At 33.8% G+C, this 16,035-nt stretch carries 14 protein-coding genes and 1 riboswitch; of the genes, 9 read left to right on the forward strand and 5 right to left on the reverse strand.

Going from position 1 to position 16,035, the window contains the following annotated elements; all coding sequences use genetic code 11:
• The first annotated feature begins 65 nt into the window (after positions 1–65).
• From AC3IS6_RS10995 to AC3IS6_RS11025, 7 genes are all read left to right on the forward strand, one after another.
• Positions 66–782 carry a hypothetical protein gene (locus tag AC3IS6_RS10995; RefSeq protein ID WP_291286673.1) on the forward strand — a complete coding sequence of 239 codons (717 nt, stop codon included), beginning with the start codon at positions 66–68 and terminating at the stop codon, positions 780–782.
• Positions 783–1,043: 261 nt separating this feature from the next.
• Positions 1,044–1,676, forward strand: a complete 633-nt coding sequence (locus tag AC3IS6_RS11000) for a phosphatase PAP2 family protein (protein ID WP_291286674.1) — start codon at positions 1,044–1,046, stop codon at positions 1,674–1,676.
• Between the two features lie 198 nt (positions 1,677–1,874).
• Positions 1,875–2,342, forward strand: a complete 468-nt coding sequence (locus tag AC3IS6_RS11005) for an MgtC/SapB family protein (protein WP_291286675.1) — start codon at positions 1,875–1,877, stop codon at positions 2,340–2,342.
• Positions 2,343–2,432: 90 nt separating this feature from the next.
• A complete protein-coding gene (locus tag AC3IS6_RS11010; protein WP_291286676.1) occupies positions 2,433–3,332 on the forward strand; it encodes a bestrophin family protein in 900 nt (299 codons plus the stop codon).
• A gap of 259 nt (positions 3,333–3,591) precedes the next feature.
• A complete protein-coding gene (locus AC3IS6_RS11015; protein WP_291286677.1) occupies positions 3,592–4,269 on the forward strand; it encodes a DUF1345 domain-containing protein in 678 nt (225 codons plus the stop codon).
• A 20-nt stretch (positions 4,270–4,289) separates the two neighbouring features.
• Positions 4,290–6,383, forward strand: coding sequence for a heavy metal translocating P-type ATPase (locus AC3IS6_RS11020; RefSeq protein ID WP_291286678.1), 2,094 nt, complete (start codon positions 4,290–4,292; stop codon positions 6,381–6,383).
• 358 nt (positions 6,384–6,741) lie between these two features.
• A riboswitch (Fluoride riboswitch) is annotated at positions 6,742–6,813 on the forward strand.
• A 40-nt stretch (positions 6,814–6,853) separates the two neighbouring features.
• Complete coding sequence (locus AC3IS6_RS11025) at positions 6,854–7,195, forward strand: hypothetical protein (protein ID WP_291286679.1); 342 nt, start codon at positions 6,854–6,856, stop codon at positions 7,193–7,195.
• Here AC3IS6_RS11025 and AC3IS6_RS11030 read toward each other — a convergent pair.
• The gene (locus tag AC3IS6_RS11030) at positions 7,186–7,827 is read right to left on the reverse strand and encodes a sensor histidine kinase (protein ID WP_291286680.1); all 642 of its coding nucleotides are present in this window, start codon (positions 7,825–7,827) and stop codon (positions 7,186–7,188) included. The two genes, AC3IS6_RS11025 and AC3IS6_RS11030, sit on opposite strands and share 10 nt — an antisense overlap.
• A gap of 154 nt (positions 7,828–7,981) precedes the next feature.
• Between AC3IS6_RS11030 and istA the strand changes: the two genes are divergently transcribed.
• A complete protein-coding gene (gene istA, locus AC3IS6_RS11035) occupies positions 7,982–9,529 on the forward strand; it encodes an IS21 family transposase (RefSeq protein WP_291286681.1) in 1,548 nt (515 codons plus the stop codon).
• A gap of 12 nt (positions 9,530–9,541) precedes the next feature.
• A complete protein-coding gene (gene istB, locus AC3IS6_RS11040; RefSeq protein WP_291286682.1) occupies positions 9,542–10,279 on the forward strand; it encodes an IS21-like element helper ATPase IstB in 738 nt (245 codons plus the stop codon).
• Positions 10,280–10,721: 442 nt separating this feature from the next.
• Here the strand turns inward: istB and AC3IS6_RS11045 are convergent, their stop codons facing one another.
• The 4 genes from AC3IS6_RS11045 to AC3IS6_RS11060 form a co-directional block, all read right to left on the reverse strand.
• Positions 10,722–13,229 carry a multicopper oxidase domain-containing protein gene (locus tag AC3IS6_RS11045; protein ID WP_291286683.1) on the reverse strand — a complete coding sequence of 836 codons (2,508 nt, stop codon included), beginning with the start codon at positions 13,227–13,229 and terminating at the stop codon, positions 10,722–10,724.
• A gap of 25 nt (positions 13,230–13,254) precedes the next feature.
• On the reverse strand, positions 13,255–13,479 hold the full coding sequence (locus tag AC3IS6_RS11050) for a DUF305 domain-containing protein (RefSeq protein ID WP_291286684.1): 225 nt from the start codon (positions 13,477–13,479) through the stop codon (positions 13,255–13,257).
• A 419-nt stretch (positions 13,480–13,898) separates the two neighbouring features.
• Complete coding sequence (locus AC3IS6_RS11055; RefSeq protein ID WP_291286685.1) at positions 13,899–14,771, reverse strand: DUF2911 domain-containing protein; 873 nt, start codon at positions 14,769–14,771, stop codon at positions 13,899–13,901.
• Between the two features lie 10 nt (positions 14,772–14,781).
• The gene (locus AC3IS6_RS11060; protein WP_291286686.1) at positions 14,782–16,026 is read right to left on the reverse strand and encodes a hypothetical protein; all 1,245 of its coding nucleotides are present in this window, start codon (positions 16,024–16,026) and stop codon (positions 14,782–14,784) included.
• Positions 16,027–16,035: the final 9 nt, after the last annotated feature.

Here is a 16,035-nt window from a genome sequence, read left to right on the forward strand (position 1 = left end):
GATTAGTAATTGGACTTGGAAATTAAACTTCACGGAAATTGTATAACAACTTATTAAAAAAAATTATGAAAAACGTATTAAAATCAACTGTTTTATTAGCACTAACTCTTTTTTTATTCTCTCAAAATTGTTTTGCCCATTCGTATTGGCTTGAAGTAAAAGGCAATGGCAAAGTAAATGATACAGCCACGGTATATTTATATTTTGGGGAATTTGAAAAGGGATTGAGAGAAAGCAAAGAACATTTCTTTAAAAATATGGAATCGTTTACTGCCTATTATTTGGACTCAAAAGGAGTAAAACAAGATTTGATTTTGCAAAGAGACAGCAATTGTTACAAAGCAAGTTTTGTTCCAACTAGCGATGGAATTTACACTATAATGATGAAAGAAAATTCAAGAGCAGTTCAAGATTGGACAAAACACGGCTTGGGAATTATTAGACCTTTTGAAAACTTAAAAGCAAATTATAATGTTGGAAATATAAAAAATTCACAACTCGCAAATTTTGAAACAAGAAAAATAGATATTATCGTTAAAAAAGAAAAATTCCAATTAGTTCTCGATAATAAAGAATTTGCAAATAAATCAATATCAATTACTAATGACAAAGGTAAATCGGAGGAAGTAAAAACAGATAAAAATGGTTTTTTTACTATCCCAAATTCAAAAGGTATGTTTATTATAGATGTAGATTATAAAGATGGTATTAAAGGAGAATACAACGGTAAACCCTTTGATAACAGCAGATATAAATATGCGTTAACTCTATATGTACACTAAATATTTCACTGATTCACTTTAACATAAAACAAAATAACTGTTATGACACATCAACACAAATACGATGCAAACGGCAAACAGCTTTGTTGCACACAGGAAGAAAAGATAAATAATAAAAGTGGTTGTTGTTCTAACTTATAATAAAAAAGGAAAATATTCAGACCATGATGATAACAACCATTAATAAGAGGACATAGTAAATGTGTACTGTTTAGTATTAGTTCATTTGCGTTTTAATTTTTTGTTCAAAAAAATAAGACAATGAGAAACAATGTATATCTGTTTAAAGTAACCACTTCAATAATATTATTGTTGTTGCTGAATTTTGCAAATGCACAGAATTCAGATATTGATTTTTTAAGAAATATCAATCTAAACCGAAACAAATCACAAGATCAAGCATTAAAAGTAGTCACAAATAGTCTAACTCCTGTAAGCATTGCGACTCCTGTTATTATGTACTCTGTTGGATTGATTATGAAAGACAGTACAGTCAAAAAGAAGGCGATCTTTGTTGGGGAAACTTTGCTCGTTTCAAGATTTATTACATTGGCTTTAAAAAAAACAGTAAATAGAGACAGACCTTTTGAAACTTACTCTGATATTGAGCAAGCAACCACAGCAACTGGTTCTTCCTTTCCTTCAGGGCACGCTTCTTTAGCTTTTGCAACTGCCACATCCTTGAGTATGGCGTATCCAAAATGGTACATTATTGCTCCTTCGTTTGCCTGGGCAAGTGCAGTTAGCTATTCTCGTATGGCATTGGGTGTTCATTATCCAAGTGACGTGTTAGCTGGCGCAATCATAGGAAGCGGATCAGCTTATCTTTGCTATAAATTGAATAAATGGATTAATAAAAAACATAGTAAAAAAATCCCACAGCTCTGGGAATAATTATAATTTAGATTATTAGCAGACTTTAAGTTTATTTTTTATTATAATCTATTTGAAATAAAACATCAACACAAATATGATCTAAACGGCAAATAGCTTTGTTTGTAAACTCAAATAAAAATTAATCATAAAATTCATGACAACGGACAATAAAGCAATACACATTTAAAAATTAAACTAATTAATAGAAATAAATTTATGGACATAAATGCCGAATTAATTATTGTATCTAAATTGATTGCTTCTTTTTTGTTAGGGGCTTTTATTGGTTTAGACAGAGAAAAGCACGGTCATGATGCAGGAATAAGAACCTATGCAGCAGTTTGTATTGGCGCAACATTATTTACATCAATAACTGCACATTTGGTAAATAATCCAGTGGACACTTCAAGAGTAATTGCAAATATTGTAACGGGTGTTGGTTTTCTTGGTGCAGGAATTATTTATCGTAATTCTAGTGCAGGAACATCGCATGGCTTAACAACTGCAGCAACAGTATGGTGTACTTCAGCTGTTGGAGTTGCTATAGGGCTAAATATGTTTATTATAGCAATAATTGGTTCTGTAGCATTGTACTTTTTACTTTCATTACACCATTTGAAATGGTACATTAAATGGAAAGAAAAAATGATTAAAAAACATGGAGAAGAGCACGAGAACAACTGATAAATAAGGCCTTAAAAAAACACAACATCAACTTGGGAATGAATTTAACAAATCTATAAAGATTTTATTTTCCATATAATTAACCTACTTATGCTGATAAAAAACAACTATAAAGCCATTCTTTTTTTTCTAAAAGGGCTCAAATGGCAAATTGTGTTGATCATATCCTATGCAATAATTGCAAGTTTATTTGATCACAGCCCTGTTGGGGTTTTAATAAATATCCCAATTACTATTTCAACGGTTATAGCCACAATGATATCATTATTATTGGCATTCAGAATTGCTCAATCGTATGATAGATGGTGGGAAGCCAGAAAAGTATGGGGCGAAATTGTTAATGATTCCAGAACCTTGATTAGGCAAATAATGCTCTTTATACCTAATCCTAATAGTGAAGAACGAAAATCTGAAATTAAAATATTTGCAGAGAGACAAATAATATGGTGCTACACACTTTCAGAATCTTTGAGAGTACAAAAAACTTCTAGTAAAGTGCAGCAATATTTAACGGCACATAATTTACAAGCAGATAATATCCCACTGCTTTTAATACAAAAGCATTCTGAAAACTTGCATTTTATCACAGAAAAATATACACTAAATTCAAATCAACAAGTACAAATAGATACAACGATAGCTAGATTAACGGATGCTATGGGTAAGTGCGAAAGAATAAAAAATACAGTTTTCCCAAAAAATTATAGCTATTTAATTCATTGTCTAATTTACTTATTTGTGACCTTATTACCTTTTGGTTTAAGTGAAATAGATATTATTACTGAAATTTTGTTAACCTCTTTAATTCCTTTAATGTTTATCGCATTTGAAAAAACAGCTATAATAATGCAAGATCCATTTGAAAATATACCTACTGATATTCCTATGACAACAATTTGTAATACCATAGAAAATAATATCAATCAAATTATAGGAGAAGTAAATTATCAAAAAGAAAATATGCGATTCGAAAAATATTATAAAAATTAAATTTATAGCAAACAAATAATCAAAAAATAGGATTTGAAAAACAGTTAAAAAACTAAAACATTTAGCATTTCTATTTAAACTTTTAAAGTACGCTTTTATGATTACAAATTTAGTTAAGTAGCTCAAAAATAATTTTCAAAAAAATCAAAAATGAATATTTTTTAAGGATTTTGATTAGTAGATTTTAGAGTATTTTACAATAGTTGCCTTTGTTCACTTTTAAATATTCCTTTTAACAGGAAAGATAATTTAATTTAAAATGGAAAATAAAATAAAATATCACTGGATTGAAAAAATTTCTGGAGTTACTAGATTAATTATTTCTATACTATTTGCATTAATTGTATATTTTATATTATTCACTTTTAAAATTGACAACCAAAGTAAAATTATATTGAGTTGGGATACTTTTTGTATGACTAGTTTGTTTTTTTGTTGGATACTTTTTTTCTCAACTAATGAAAATGAATTATGTCACATTGTTGCTAAACAAGACGAAAACCTCAAAACTATTTTTAGTATTGTAATTATTGCTATTGTATTAAGTCTTTTTGGAACTTTGTCACTTATTAATCAGACTAGTAATATAACCGAAAACAAACTATTTCATTCTATTATATCCTTATCACCAGTAGTATTTTCTTGGTTACTTTTGCATACCACTTTCACAATTCGTTATGCCCATTTATACCACGATCATAACGAACTCAACACAGGTTCTAGCATTGGAGGAATCAAATTTCCGGGTAAGACAAAACCTGATTATCTAGATTTTGCTTACTTTTCTTTTGTAATTGGTATGACCTTTCAGGTATCTGACGTTATTATAACTTCAAAAACTATTAGAAGATTTGCTTTAATGCATAGCCTAATATCATTTCTATTTAACACAATTATAGTGGCACTCACTATAAGTGCAATTTCTAATTTAAAATAACAAATTAAAAAAATAAAATTATGAAAAATACAGACTCAAATCATATACACAAATATGATGCAAAAGGCAGACAAATTTGCTGTACGCAAGAAGAAAAAATAAATCATCTGGCAGATAAAAATATCAAAGTCAAAACTAAAAAAGACAGTTGCTGTGCTGATGAAAAACCAGTAAAAGCCGCACACAGCAATAACGATGGTCACAACCATGACAAACATTCAGATGATGACGGTCACGACCACTCTAGTGGTGACCAAACGGCGTTTCAAATGTTTTTACCAGCTGTAATAAGTTTTGCATTGTTGCTTATTGCTATTGGTTTTGATAACTATTTTCCACAAACTTGGTTTACAGGCTGGGTGCGTGTTGTTTGGTATTTAGTTGCCTATGCACCGGTAGGTTTCCCTGTAATTAAAGAAGCTTTTGAAAGCATTCGTAAGGGCGATATTTTTTCAGAGTTTTTGTTAATGTCCATTGCAACTATTGGCGCATTCATTATTGCAGAATATCCGGAAGGGGTGGCAGTAATGTTATTTTATGCAGTTGGCGAAGTATTTCAGACACTGGCAGTACAAAGAGCAAAAATGAACATTAAATTATTATTGGATCAAAGACCAGATACCGCTACGGTAATTGAAGGGGCAAATAGTATTTCTAAAAAAGCGTCCGAAATAACTATTGGAGAAATTATCCAATTGCGCCCGGGAGAAAAAGTAGCTCTTGATGGAAAATTACTTTCAGACACGGCTTCTTTGAATACAGCTGCTTTAACAGGAGAAAGTAAACCTGACACGAAACAAAAAGGAGAAACAATTCTTGCAGGAATGATTAATCTAAATACTGTTGTTCAAATTGAAGTCACTACAGCCTACAACGATAGTAAATTATCCAAAATTCTTGAAATGGTGCAGGACGCAACAGCTAAAAAAGCACCAACAGAATTGTTTATTAGAAAATTCGCTAAAATTTACACGCCTATTGTTGTGTTTTTAGCAATTGGAATTTGTTTGCTTCCAATGCTTTTTATTGATAATTATGTATTTAGAGACTGGTTGTACAGAGCATTAGTTTTCTTGGTTATTTCTTGTCCTTGTGCGTTAGTAATTTCAATTCCATTAGGATATTTTGGAGGAATTGGCGCAGCAAGTAAAAACGGAATATTATTTAAAGGATCTAGTTTTCTCGACATAATGGCAGCTATTCAAGCAGTAGTAATGGATAAAACAGGAACGCTGACCAAAGGTGTTTTCAAAGTTCAAAAAGTAATAGCCGTTGGTGTTCCCGAAGCTGATTTAATTAAATACACATCAGCACTCGAAACCAAATCAACACACCCTGTTGGAACAGCAATTATAGAATATGCTAAAGGTGCTGAAAAAAATGTGAATGTCACCGATGTGGAAGAAATTGCAGGACACGGACTAAAAGGAAAAGTGGATGGAAACGAAATCCTGGCAGGAAATGTAAAATTGATGAAAAAATTCAATATCAGCTATGATGCCGAAATTGATAATACACCGTTTACAATTATTGTTGTTGCCATCAATCAAAAATATGCCGGCTATTTTCTAATTGCAGACGAAATCAAGGAAGATGCAAAACAAGCAATTCAAAGTCTGCACAGCATAAATGTAAAAACAGTAATGCTGTCGGGCGATAAACAAGTAGTTGTAGAAGCTGTTGCCAAAGAATTAAATATAGATCAGGCTTATGGCGATTTGCTGCCTGAAAATAAGGTCGAAAAAGTAGAGGAACTTAAATCTCAAAATTTAAAAATTGCTTTTGTCGGCGATGGTGTAAATGATGCACCTGTTGTGGCTTTAGCAGATGCCGGAATTGCAATGGGCGGTTTAGGCAGTGATGCTACTATTGAAACGGCTGATATTGTAATTCAAAACGACCAGCCTATTAAAATATACACAGCTATAAACATCGGTAAAAAGACCAAACAGATTGTCTATCAGAATATTGGTCTGGCATTTGCCGTAAAAGCGGTCGTTTTAATTCTGGGTGCCGGCGGGCTGGCTACCATGTGGGAAGCCGTATTTGCAGATGTAGGTGTGGCACTATTGGCAATACTTAACGCAGTAAGGATTCAGAGGATGAAATTCTAGAACATCAGGAAATCTATTTTCAAAACAATCCGTGTCATTTACTTATGGCACGGATTGTTTTATTTTATCCGCTGGGCAATAAATCAGAAAAACATTCAAGAAAGGCAGAAATGCTGTCCAAAAAAGAAAAAGAAGATACCTGCCAAAACAGTACTCATGGAGTTTGACAAGTTCAGTAGGTTTGGTAGTATAGATTTTTATTGATGATTCGGCAAATCTTCAGTCCCTTTATTTCTATTGATTTTTCTGCCTATGATCGGGTAAAGTTATTTTAATGTTGTTGTTTTCTTTCTGTAAAAAAAGTTATTAATTTAAAATCGATAATTGCCTTAAATCAAAATAAAAGATTATTTTCACAGCACAATACGGCAATGATGTCTGCCTTGAACCGCCCACCAATATTATTGGAGCTGATGACGTCTAGTAATTGCTTATGCCACTAGATATGTATTCATTTTATTCAAGAGAATATGACCCAACAAAATTTCTCCCGCCGTATTATTTCAATACAACAAATTCCTTATCTTTTTTTTCTTTTCAAATGGATTTTCTTTGCTGCTGTAATTAGTATATGCGTAGGATCTGCCTCTGCTTTTTTTCTTGTCAGTTTAGATTTCGTTACCAATTATCGTGAAAATCATCTCTGGATTATGGCGCTGCTTCCTTTAGGAGGTCTTATTATCGGATTTACTTATCATTATTTGGGCACCAGTGTAGTAAAAGGGAACAACCAGCTGCTGGAAGAATTTTACAATCTCAGTCCAGATATATGTTTCTGCCGTCTGGGATATGAAACTGATCGTCAGAAATGAATGATGAAAGAATGAAAATCATTGTAAAAGGAGTAATTGACTTTCCAGCCGCTAAGCTCAGAAATCTTTTTTATGATGGAGAGCCCAAGTCCATTGCCCTTGGAAGGGGATCCACTGTTAAAGAAGCGATTAAATAGTTTTTCAATAGGAAACGGCTTATCATCACCTGTATTTAAGACAAGCAGTTCATTTTTTATTATTCTTATGATTATGGTGCCGTTACTTCGATTATGTCTTATAGCGTTATGTACAAGGTTGTTAATTAAAATTTCAGTAAGGATTGGATTTCCGCTGATCTGTAGTTTTTCGGAAGTCTGCAGATTTATTGCTATATTTTTAAGATCTGCCTGTTCGGTAAAAAATTCAAGGTGTTTTTCAATATGATCGTTAATCGAAATTATATTTTTTTCCAGATAAATTTCGTGTTCAATTTTGGAAAGCAGCAGCAGGTTCTTGTTCAATCGGTTTAACTTGGCCACATCCCTGCTTAACGATCCCAAGACCTGTGTCTGTTCCTTATTGAGTTCCATCTGAAATAAAACATCGATTTTGTTTTGAAACAAAGCAAGAGGTGTCTGGGGCTCATGTGCAGCATTCTCAACAAATTTGGAAAAAACGGTCAAATTGACCATAGATTTTCAGTTTAAAATGATCACCCGATTCGGAGCAAACTGATCACCTAATTTCAATTTAAACTGACCACCTATTTTCGGTGCAAAGTGACCACCAAAAAACTACTTCTTTTTCATGTTGTTTAACCATGGATCTGTAATAAAACTACAGACTATGGCAAATAATACAATAAACATGAATAAAATTAGAAAAGTAATTAAATTACATTGTGGCGGTAAGAGCAAATTGTTTATTAGCAAGTATTTATCTCTTTCCAGAAATACCGTAAAGAAATACATCTCTTTATTTGAAGTACTTGGATTAAGTCTTGAATCGATTAATCAAAAAACAGATGCAGAATTAGATACTCTTTTTTCTCAAAGCACAGAAGAGATTACCACTCCAAGGATGCAAAAGGTCTATGAGTTCTTTCCACAAATGGAACGGGAATTAAAGAAAACAGGCGTAACCATGTATGGCATGTGGGAGCGTTATCTCTCTTTAAATCCGGATGGATTTAGAATCTCTCAATTTAGATTCCATTACTTCAAATGGAGTAATAAAGTCAATCCTGTGATGCATATGATTCACAAAGCTGGAGATAAAATGTATGTGGATTATGCCGGAAAGACACTCTCAATTATTGACAAATCAACATCTGAAGTCAAGGAAGTACAGTTTTTTGTAGCTATTCTTGGTGCAAGTCAATATACTTATGCTGAAGCTTCTATGAGCCAGCAAAAAGAAGATTTTGTTGCTTCAGTAGAAAATGCGATACGCTTTTTTGAAGGTACTCCTGCTGCAATTGTGCCAGACAATTTAAAATCTGCCGTAATCAAAAGCAGTCGCTTTGAACCCACCATTAACGAAACTCTTGCAGATTTAGCAGAACAATATGAAACCACTATTCTGCCTGCTAGAGCCTATAGGCCAAGGGATAAGTCTCTGGTTGAAGGAGCAGTTAAAATACTCTATAGAAGAATTTATGCAAATTTAAAGGACATAGAATTCTTTAGCATAGAAGAGTTAAATCAAACTATATGGTACTTACTTGATGATCATAATAACAGAAAACTTACAGGGCGTCCATACTCCCGTTTTGAGCTATTTATTGAAGACGAGAAGCATGAATTACAGCCACTCCCTCAGGAACGCTTTGAAATTAAATATCATTCAATGGCAACAGTTATGCAAAACGGACACGTCCAATTAAGCCAGGACAAAAACTACTATAGTGTACCTTATCAATATTTAAAGAAAAAAGTAAAGCTGTTGTACACAAAATCAACAGTTGAAATTTACTTCAAATACAATCGTATAGCTACTCACAGCAGAAATCCTAAACCCTATATCTATACTACAAATCCTGAACATCTTGCAAGTACACATCAATTTGTATCAGAATGGAGTGCCTTTAGATTTATTGAATGGGCCAACAGCATTGATCCGGCAGTAGGAGAATATATTATGCATATATTCGATAGCAGAAGCCATCCTGAACAGGCATATAAAAGCTGTTTAGGAATATTATCTTTTGAAAAAAAGGTAGGCAAAGAAAGATTAATAAATGCCTGTAAACGCGCACTGGACTTTAAAATTTACAATTTTAAAACTATAAACAACATCTTAGAGAACAGTCTGGATAAAATACCATTTGAACAGGAAAAAGAGCAGGATCTTCCTGAGCACAATAACATTAGAGGAAAACATTATTTTAACTAAAATCAATATACAATGAATGAATCTACTGTAACAAAAATGAAGCAAATGAAGCTTCATGGAATGCATAATGCATTTAAAACAGCCCTTGAAAGTGGTAAAACTGATCATTACACACTCGATCAGTTTATATCAATGATGATAGATGCCGAATGGGATGAAAGACATAACAGACGCATTGAACGAAGTATTGCAAATGCACGTTTCCACTACAAATCCAATATTGAGAGTATTAATTTTGATGAGTCACGCAATATTGACAGAAACCTTATACTTCGTCTTGCAGAGTGCAGTTTTGTTGAAAAGAACGAAAATGTCTTAATAACCGGAAGTACTGGTGTAGGCAAAAGTTTTTTAGGAACAGCTCTGGGTTATCAGGCCTGTATAGAAGGATATAAAGTAAGTTATTTTAATACTTCAAAACTGTTTGCAAAGTTAAAAATGGCAAAAGCAGACGGCACTTACTTAAGAGAACTTGCTAAAATACAAAGACAGGATGTTATAATACTTGATGATTTTGGACTGCAAGCGCTCGACAATCATAACAGAATTACACTCTTAGAGATCATTGAAGACAGGCATAATAACGGTTCTATCATAGTAACATCACAAATACCAGTTCAGGGATGGTATGATATCATTGGGGAGAAAACCATAGCAGATGCGATCTTAGACCGGTTAATACATCAATCGCACAGGGTTGAATTGCACGGAGAATCTATGAGGAAGAAAAAAAGCATAAATAAGGGATAGTTATTTATCTATATTTGAATATAAATTAACAAATGAAAAAAGTAGTTTTTTGAAATAAATAGAGGTGCTCACTTTGCACCGAAATTAGGTGGTCAATTTAAACTGAAACTTGGTGGTCACTTTAAATTGAAAATAGGTGGTCAATATCACTGGTTTTTACAGCCTAAATAAGGATTATGAACTTTTTTGGTGGAACTGATCCATGATGCGCCCTATCATTTGGAGCCATGGGACAAAACTCTGTATACAGCTCTCGGTCGGCCTGTCTATAGGACAATATCTGGTCTTAAAGAGTTCTAAGAGAAGTAACGTTCTATTGTATTTGAAAATATTTTTATGACAATATACTTGCAGTTAAAAAATGTATTTAGTTATAAAAAGAGACCAGCCCTTTTAAGGCTGGTCAAGTAAAGTTGTTTGCTATTTTTTTTAGTTGAAAAGTTTAATAATTTAAAATAAAACCTGCACCAAAGCCCATATCACTATCATAATGCGAGGATAGGGAACCCCATCTGGTAACTATATAGCGTAGTCCTGCCATATATTCCTTGTCAGTATTCCACATTAAATTCATTCTAAGTCTTTTAGAAACAGGGATGTCCTTACGTTCAAACTGTAATCTGACTTTACCATCAGTAAAAACTTCAGCTTGCGCAACTATTAACATAGGAAGGGTGTAGTTAACACCCAGACTTACTACTGCACGTTTATCTTTTGTATTGTTTTGTCCGAAGAGATTTCTTTCCTGTACATCTTCTCCCATTCTTCGATATCTCCAGTCAAATCCAATAAAAGGCATTAACCATTGCATTTTTCCAATATAGCGTCCAATATGTGTTTCAGTTTCATAACCATGCATGTCATTGTATCCTAATCTCCATTCTGTTCCAATATTCCAACGCGTGCTTTGATACATTGCTTCACCATCATTTCCATTGGTTGCAAAATCATTCTCTGCCATAAAATGAAATTTCCTGTCGTCTGCAAAAAGTTTTCGTTGTGCTAATTTTGGGTTTGGTATTTCAGGGTTGGCGGGTTGATTTTCGTAAGTAAAAACCCTTCCCATTCCGCTCATCATATGATATAAAATATGGCAGTGAAAAAACCAGTCCCCATCTACGTTAGCATTAAATTCCAGCGTATCTGTTTCCATTGGCATTATATCAATCACATTTTTTAACGGTGCATATTCTCCTTGGCCATTAAGGACTCTGAAGTCATGTCCATGTAAGTGCATGGGATGGCGCATCATAGAATTATTATGTAAAACGATGCGTACATTTTCGCCTTTTTTAATTAATATTTTATCGGATTCAGAAACCACCTTATTGTCCAGACTCCATACATATCGATTCATGTTCCCTGTAAGTTCAAATTTTAGTTCTTTAACAGGGGCATTCTCAGGGAGTGTTGTTTTTTTTGGCGATTTTAGCATTGCATAATTCAGGGTTGTAATATCTGAAAGTGCATTGGCATTGTATTGCTCAGCATCCATTTTCATACCATCTATTTTTGTAGTGGTTTTAGGCTTGGTTTCACCAGTGATTTCGGGGTACATTACTACATTCATATCCATTTTATTGAGGCTCATACTCATTCCCATATCATCCAGATCTCCATTCATTTTCATCATACCGTTCATCATCTTCATTCCTTCAAAATATTTAAGCTTTGGCAAAGGCGACGTTAATTGCTTAACACCACTGCCAATATACAGGGAGGTAGATTTTGTACGGTCTTCCGGTGTTGCCAAAAATTCATAAGCAGTTTTATCAGATGGAACCGTTACAATTATGTCATAGGTTTCAGAAACAGCAATAATTAACCGATCGACCTCAACGGGTTCTACATCATTTCCATCATTGGCCACAACGGTAATTTTTCCGCCGGCATAGGTTAACCAAAAGTAGGTTGATGCACCTCCATTGGAAACGCGTAATCGGACTTTATCACCTGCTTTAAATTGAGAAAGCTGATTTTCATTTTTCCCATTGATTAAAAATTTATCATAATAAACATCACTAACGTCCATGGCATTCATGCGCTTCCATTCATTTTTAATTTTGTCTTTAAAATACCCTTGTCTTACGGCTTCTGCATAACTTTGTGTGGTTCCCTTTTTAATAGCAAACCAGTCTGATGCATTGTGCAGTAGTCGGTGTACATTTTCAGGTTTCATATCTGTCCATTCACTCAGTACTATTGGAACAGATGGCAAATCGTCTATTCCTTTGCGGAAAGTTGGATCATCCGTTTTTTTATTCATAATAAAAGAGCCGTACATGCCTATTTGTTCTTGTAGTTCCGTATGACTATGATACCAGTGCGTACCATTTTGAATAATAGGGAAAGTATATAAATGGGTGGTATGAGGTTTAATTGGCATTTGAGTTAGATTTGGCACGCCATCGTATTGGTTAGGCAAGAATAAGCCATGCCAATGAAGAGAAGTGTCTTCATCAAGCTCATTGTGGACGTAAATTTCAGCAGTATCACCTTCTGTAAAAGTAAGGGTAGGCATGGGTATTTGCCCATTAACAGCAATAGCCCTTTTGGGTTTTCCTGTGAAATTTACAATTGTATCTCTTATATAGAGATCATATCGGACTACACGGGGTTGCGATTTATTCTCTGCAACTTTTTTTTGAGTGTTCGTACCATTGCTGCTGTCCTGTGCTGATGTGTGCTCTTGGTCCATTTGATTTTTAGAAACCTGTTCTGGCTTGTCTCTGTGAGATGATATTGTTTTTTCCGGAACTAGTTTCATCCCACACTTTGGACAATTTCCCGGTTTGGATTCGTGAATTTCAGGATGCATCGGACAGGTGTAGGTTGTGGGTCTTGACTCTTCTTTGGATTGTTTTTTATCCATCACCATTCCTTTCATATCCTGAGCCTGAATTAGGGATGGGAGCATCATAACTACGAGTATTGTCAGTATATTTTTCATTTTGCTTTTTTTAGAGAATATCGTTCTATTTTTTTTTCATTTCATTCAACTTGGCTTTCATTTGTACAATTTCCGCCTGCTGTGCTTTAATAATGTCCTGAGCCAGTTGTTTTATTTCAGGATCTCGAAGAGAAGCCTCTTGAGCCATGAGAATTGCTGCAGCATGATGAGGTATCATTGATTTTAAGAACCGTTTATCTCCAACAGCAGCTTGTAAGCCTGATGCAGGTAAAAAAAATGATTGTGGCAACCCCGCCTGCAATAAGTAAGACTATGTTCTTCTTTTTATTCATATACATGCTGCCCATAACAATAATCTCAATTATGAGCATTGGGATAGTCATTATTGCTACCATGTAAAACTGGTTTACATTGGGAATTACATTAGCAAAAACATCAACCATCGAATACATTAGTATATACATAGAAAAAAATGATAATACTATCATAAGGGCTAATTTTTTGTACATTTTGGAGTTTGACTCTTTTGAATGATGCAGTGTCGGGTGTTCCGTTTTCATGATTTTTTTATTTAAAAGTTACTTAAATTCATCGATCTCCCTGAGCAAAGCAAGTCTAATACATACAACACGATAGCTGCTTAAAATTGTACGGGGTTATTATTTATGCTTTTGCATTTTAATATGATATTGTTATAAATTATTATCGTTATTTATTTTTAAGTAATAACTCCAACTCTGCAATCTGGTTTTTCAATTTCTCTACATTTTTCATTTTTTTCTGTTCTGCAATCGCTAGTGCTTTTTTTGCAGCTCCAATGGCTCCTGGATAGTCCTTGAGCTCTATCGATATTTTTTGTCTTAAAGCCGGATAATAAAAATTTTCAGGCTCCAACTTTTCAGCATCCACTAACCAGGATATTGCTTGGTTATTTGCTCTGCCGGTACTAGAATAATAATTTGCCGCCTGAAACAATAAAGTAGCATTTTGACTTTTCTCTTTAACGATATATTTGTCTATTAAGGCTAATATTTCTTGGTCAGCTTTACTTTTGATTGGGATTTTAACCATGGTATTTTCCCAAGTTATTTTCAGGAAACCTTCTCCTTTGCTATTAATGTCATTTAGCTCTATGGTAAATGTTTCATAGAAGTTAGGTGCCTTTTCTGAGGGAACTGTAAAACGCATAACGTCTTTTTTCTCATCATAGCCAGTTTCTCCATGTAAAGCAGTATCAGTATTTATAATGATAGTCCACTCATTTTCTGATGGGATTGAGAATATAGAATAAGTGCCTGTTTTTAAAATATTATTTCCAAAGGCAATATCTTCATTGGTAGTTATAGTCGTACAGTCGCTCGCACCTGTGCGCCAGAGTTTGCCAAATGGCACCAGTTCCCCAAATATTTTTCGTCCTCTTACTAAGGGTCTGCTATAGGCCATTTTTATTGTTGAGCTTCCAATTTCTTGTTGAAATGATGCTGAAGGGCTTGCAGAAGTAAGCTTAATTTGAACTTTTTCCTGTGCCCAAATTGATAACGATTGTATAATAATGAAGCTTAATACAATTATTTTTTTCATAGTTTTAATTTTAAATTGATTTTGATATTTTTTCCATTACCGAATGGTCGGTTCCAAATTTACAGATAGCATCACAATTAGCTCTTAATTCAGAAAACAGGATATATTTTATATTCATTTTCGAGTTTTTTATAACGGGCCTATTTAGCTGAAGCACTACATCCTTTTCTCTGTTATTGGGAATAATAATATAAAAAACTTCCTGTCCGCTTGAAATACTAAAGTACAGGTCAGACAAGCGCAGTATGCCGGAGTAGATACTAGTGCTCTTTTCTACTTCAAAGGCACCTATAATTTTGTTTGTGCCTTTTTCAAACCAGAGCACATCAATAAGCTTAATGGTATTTTGAGTGTCCTTGTCGGTAGGCAACTCAGGGAATTTTACCAGTGAAATAAATGAGAAATTTTGTCCATTAAATGATTTGGTTTTATCATTGCTTGCCGGGGTAACATCGAAACCGAGAGAAATACCTATTTTTAGCAGATGGTATTGCATCTCACTATGCAGATTTTCCTCCAGTTTTTCTTCGAGTATTTCTTTTTGACGCTTGTGTACGTTTTTTTCGAATCTTGAACGTTCTGCCTCGCTTAAATACTCATCGTTACCGATTAGCATTTTCTGAGTTCCAATTTCAAAACACAATCCTGCAATGGCACCCAAATCATTTGACAGCTGAGATTTATGCAAAGTGTTAGTTTCCATCAAAGTTTCTCTTATTTTAAGGTATTCTGTCCAACTTCCCAATTTTTTTTTGTCTTTAAAAAGAAAATTAAAACCATTGAGAATAGCAGTGTTGAATGGCGGGAACCAGGTTGGGTGTATAAAATATAAAATACTGGCAACCGCAGGTCCTAATCCTTTAATTTTTAATTCATCGAGTTTTATGATTTCTTTTACAACCTGTTCTTCAGACTTGGCATTGATACAATTTTCAAGGAATTGACCGAAAGCCAATTTATTGTTTTGATTTTCATAGATATCGGGAATGCGCAATTTGGGTTTCCAATAAAACGGATGGGAAACCCCTGCAAAGACTTGTTTTTGTTCAGCAATGCAACTCAGAACAAATTCTAAGCTGCTTTCTTTAAAATCATTAGGAAAGGTTTTCTTTTTAATATCCTCAATGACTTGTAAAACACCTCGTCTTATAGTCCGAAATGCCTTTAACCGTTGGTTGTTATCTATAAACCAGGTATTATAGACACTTTCGTTATCGTTTTTATACTGCAGAATAATTTGTCCTAGATTGGTCATTTGTTTTTA

The sequence above is a fragment of the Flavobacterium sp. KH_035 genome, from assembly GCF_057839565.1.

What these genes read in the sequence shown, in the direction of transcription:
- AC3IS6_RS11015 (WP_291286677.1), top strand. Translation starts at nt 3,592, where the DNA reads ATGGAAAATAAAATAAAATATCACTGGATTGAAAAAATTTCTGGAGTT.
- AC3IS6_RS10995 (WP_291286673.1), top strand. Translation starts at nt 66, where the DNA reads ATGAAAAACGTATTAAAATCAACTGTTTTATTAGCACTAACTCTTTTT.
- AC3IS6_RS11045 (WP_291286683.1), bottom strand. Translation starts at nt 13,229, where the DNA reads ATGAAAAATATACTGACAATACTCGTAGTTATGATGCTCCCATCCCTA.
- istB (WP_291286682.1), top strand. Translation starts at nt 9,542, where the DNA reads ATGAATGAATCTACTGTAACAAAAATGAAGCAAATGAAGCTTCATGGA.
- AC3IS6_RS11055 (WP_291286685.1), bottom strand. Translation starts at nt 14,771, where the DNA reads ATGAAAAAAATAATTGTATTAAGCTTCATTATTATACAATCGTTATCA.
- AC3IS6_RS11005 (WP_291286675.1), top strand. Translation starts at nt 1,875, where the DNA reads ATGGACATAAATGCCGAATTAATTATTGTATCTAAATTGATTGCTTCT.
- AC3IS6_RS11025 (WP_291286679.1), top strand. Translation starts at nt 6,854, where the DNA reads ATGACCCAACAAAATTTCTCCCGCCGTATTATTTCAATACAACAAATT.
- AC3IS6_RS11060 (WP_291286686.1), bottom strand. Translation starts at nt 16,026, where the DNA reads ATGACCAATCTAGGACAAATTATTCTGCAGTATAAAAACGATAACGAA.
- istA (WP_291286681.1), top strand. Translation starts at nt 7,982, where the DNA reads ATGGCAAATAATACAATAAACATGAATAAAATTAGAAAAGTAATTAAA.
- AC3IS6_RS11010 (WP_291286676.1), top strand. Translation starts at nt 2,433, where the DNA reads ATGCTGATAAAAAACAACTATAAAGCCATTCTTTTTTTTCTAAAAGGG.
- AC3IS6_RS11030 (WP_291286680.1), bottom strand. Translation starts at nt 7,827, where the DNA reads ATGGTCAATTTGACCGTTTTTTCCAAATTTGTTGAGAATGCTGCACAT.
- AC3IS6_RS11000 (WP_291286674.1), top strand. Translation starts at nt 1,044, where the DNA reads ATGAGAAACAATGTATATCTGTTTAAAGTAACCACTTCAATAATATTA.
- AC3IS6_RS11020 (WP_291286678.1), top strand. Translation starts at nt 4,290, where the DNA reads ATGAAAAATACAGACTCAAATCATATACACAAATATGATGCAAAAGGC.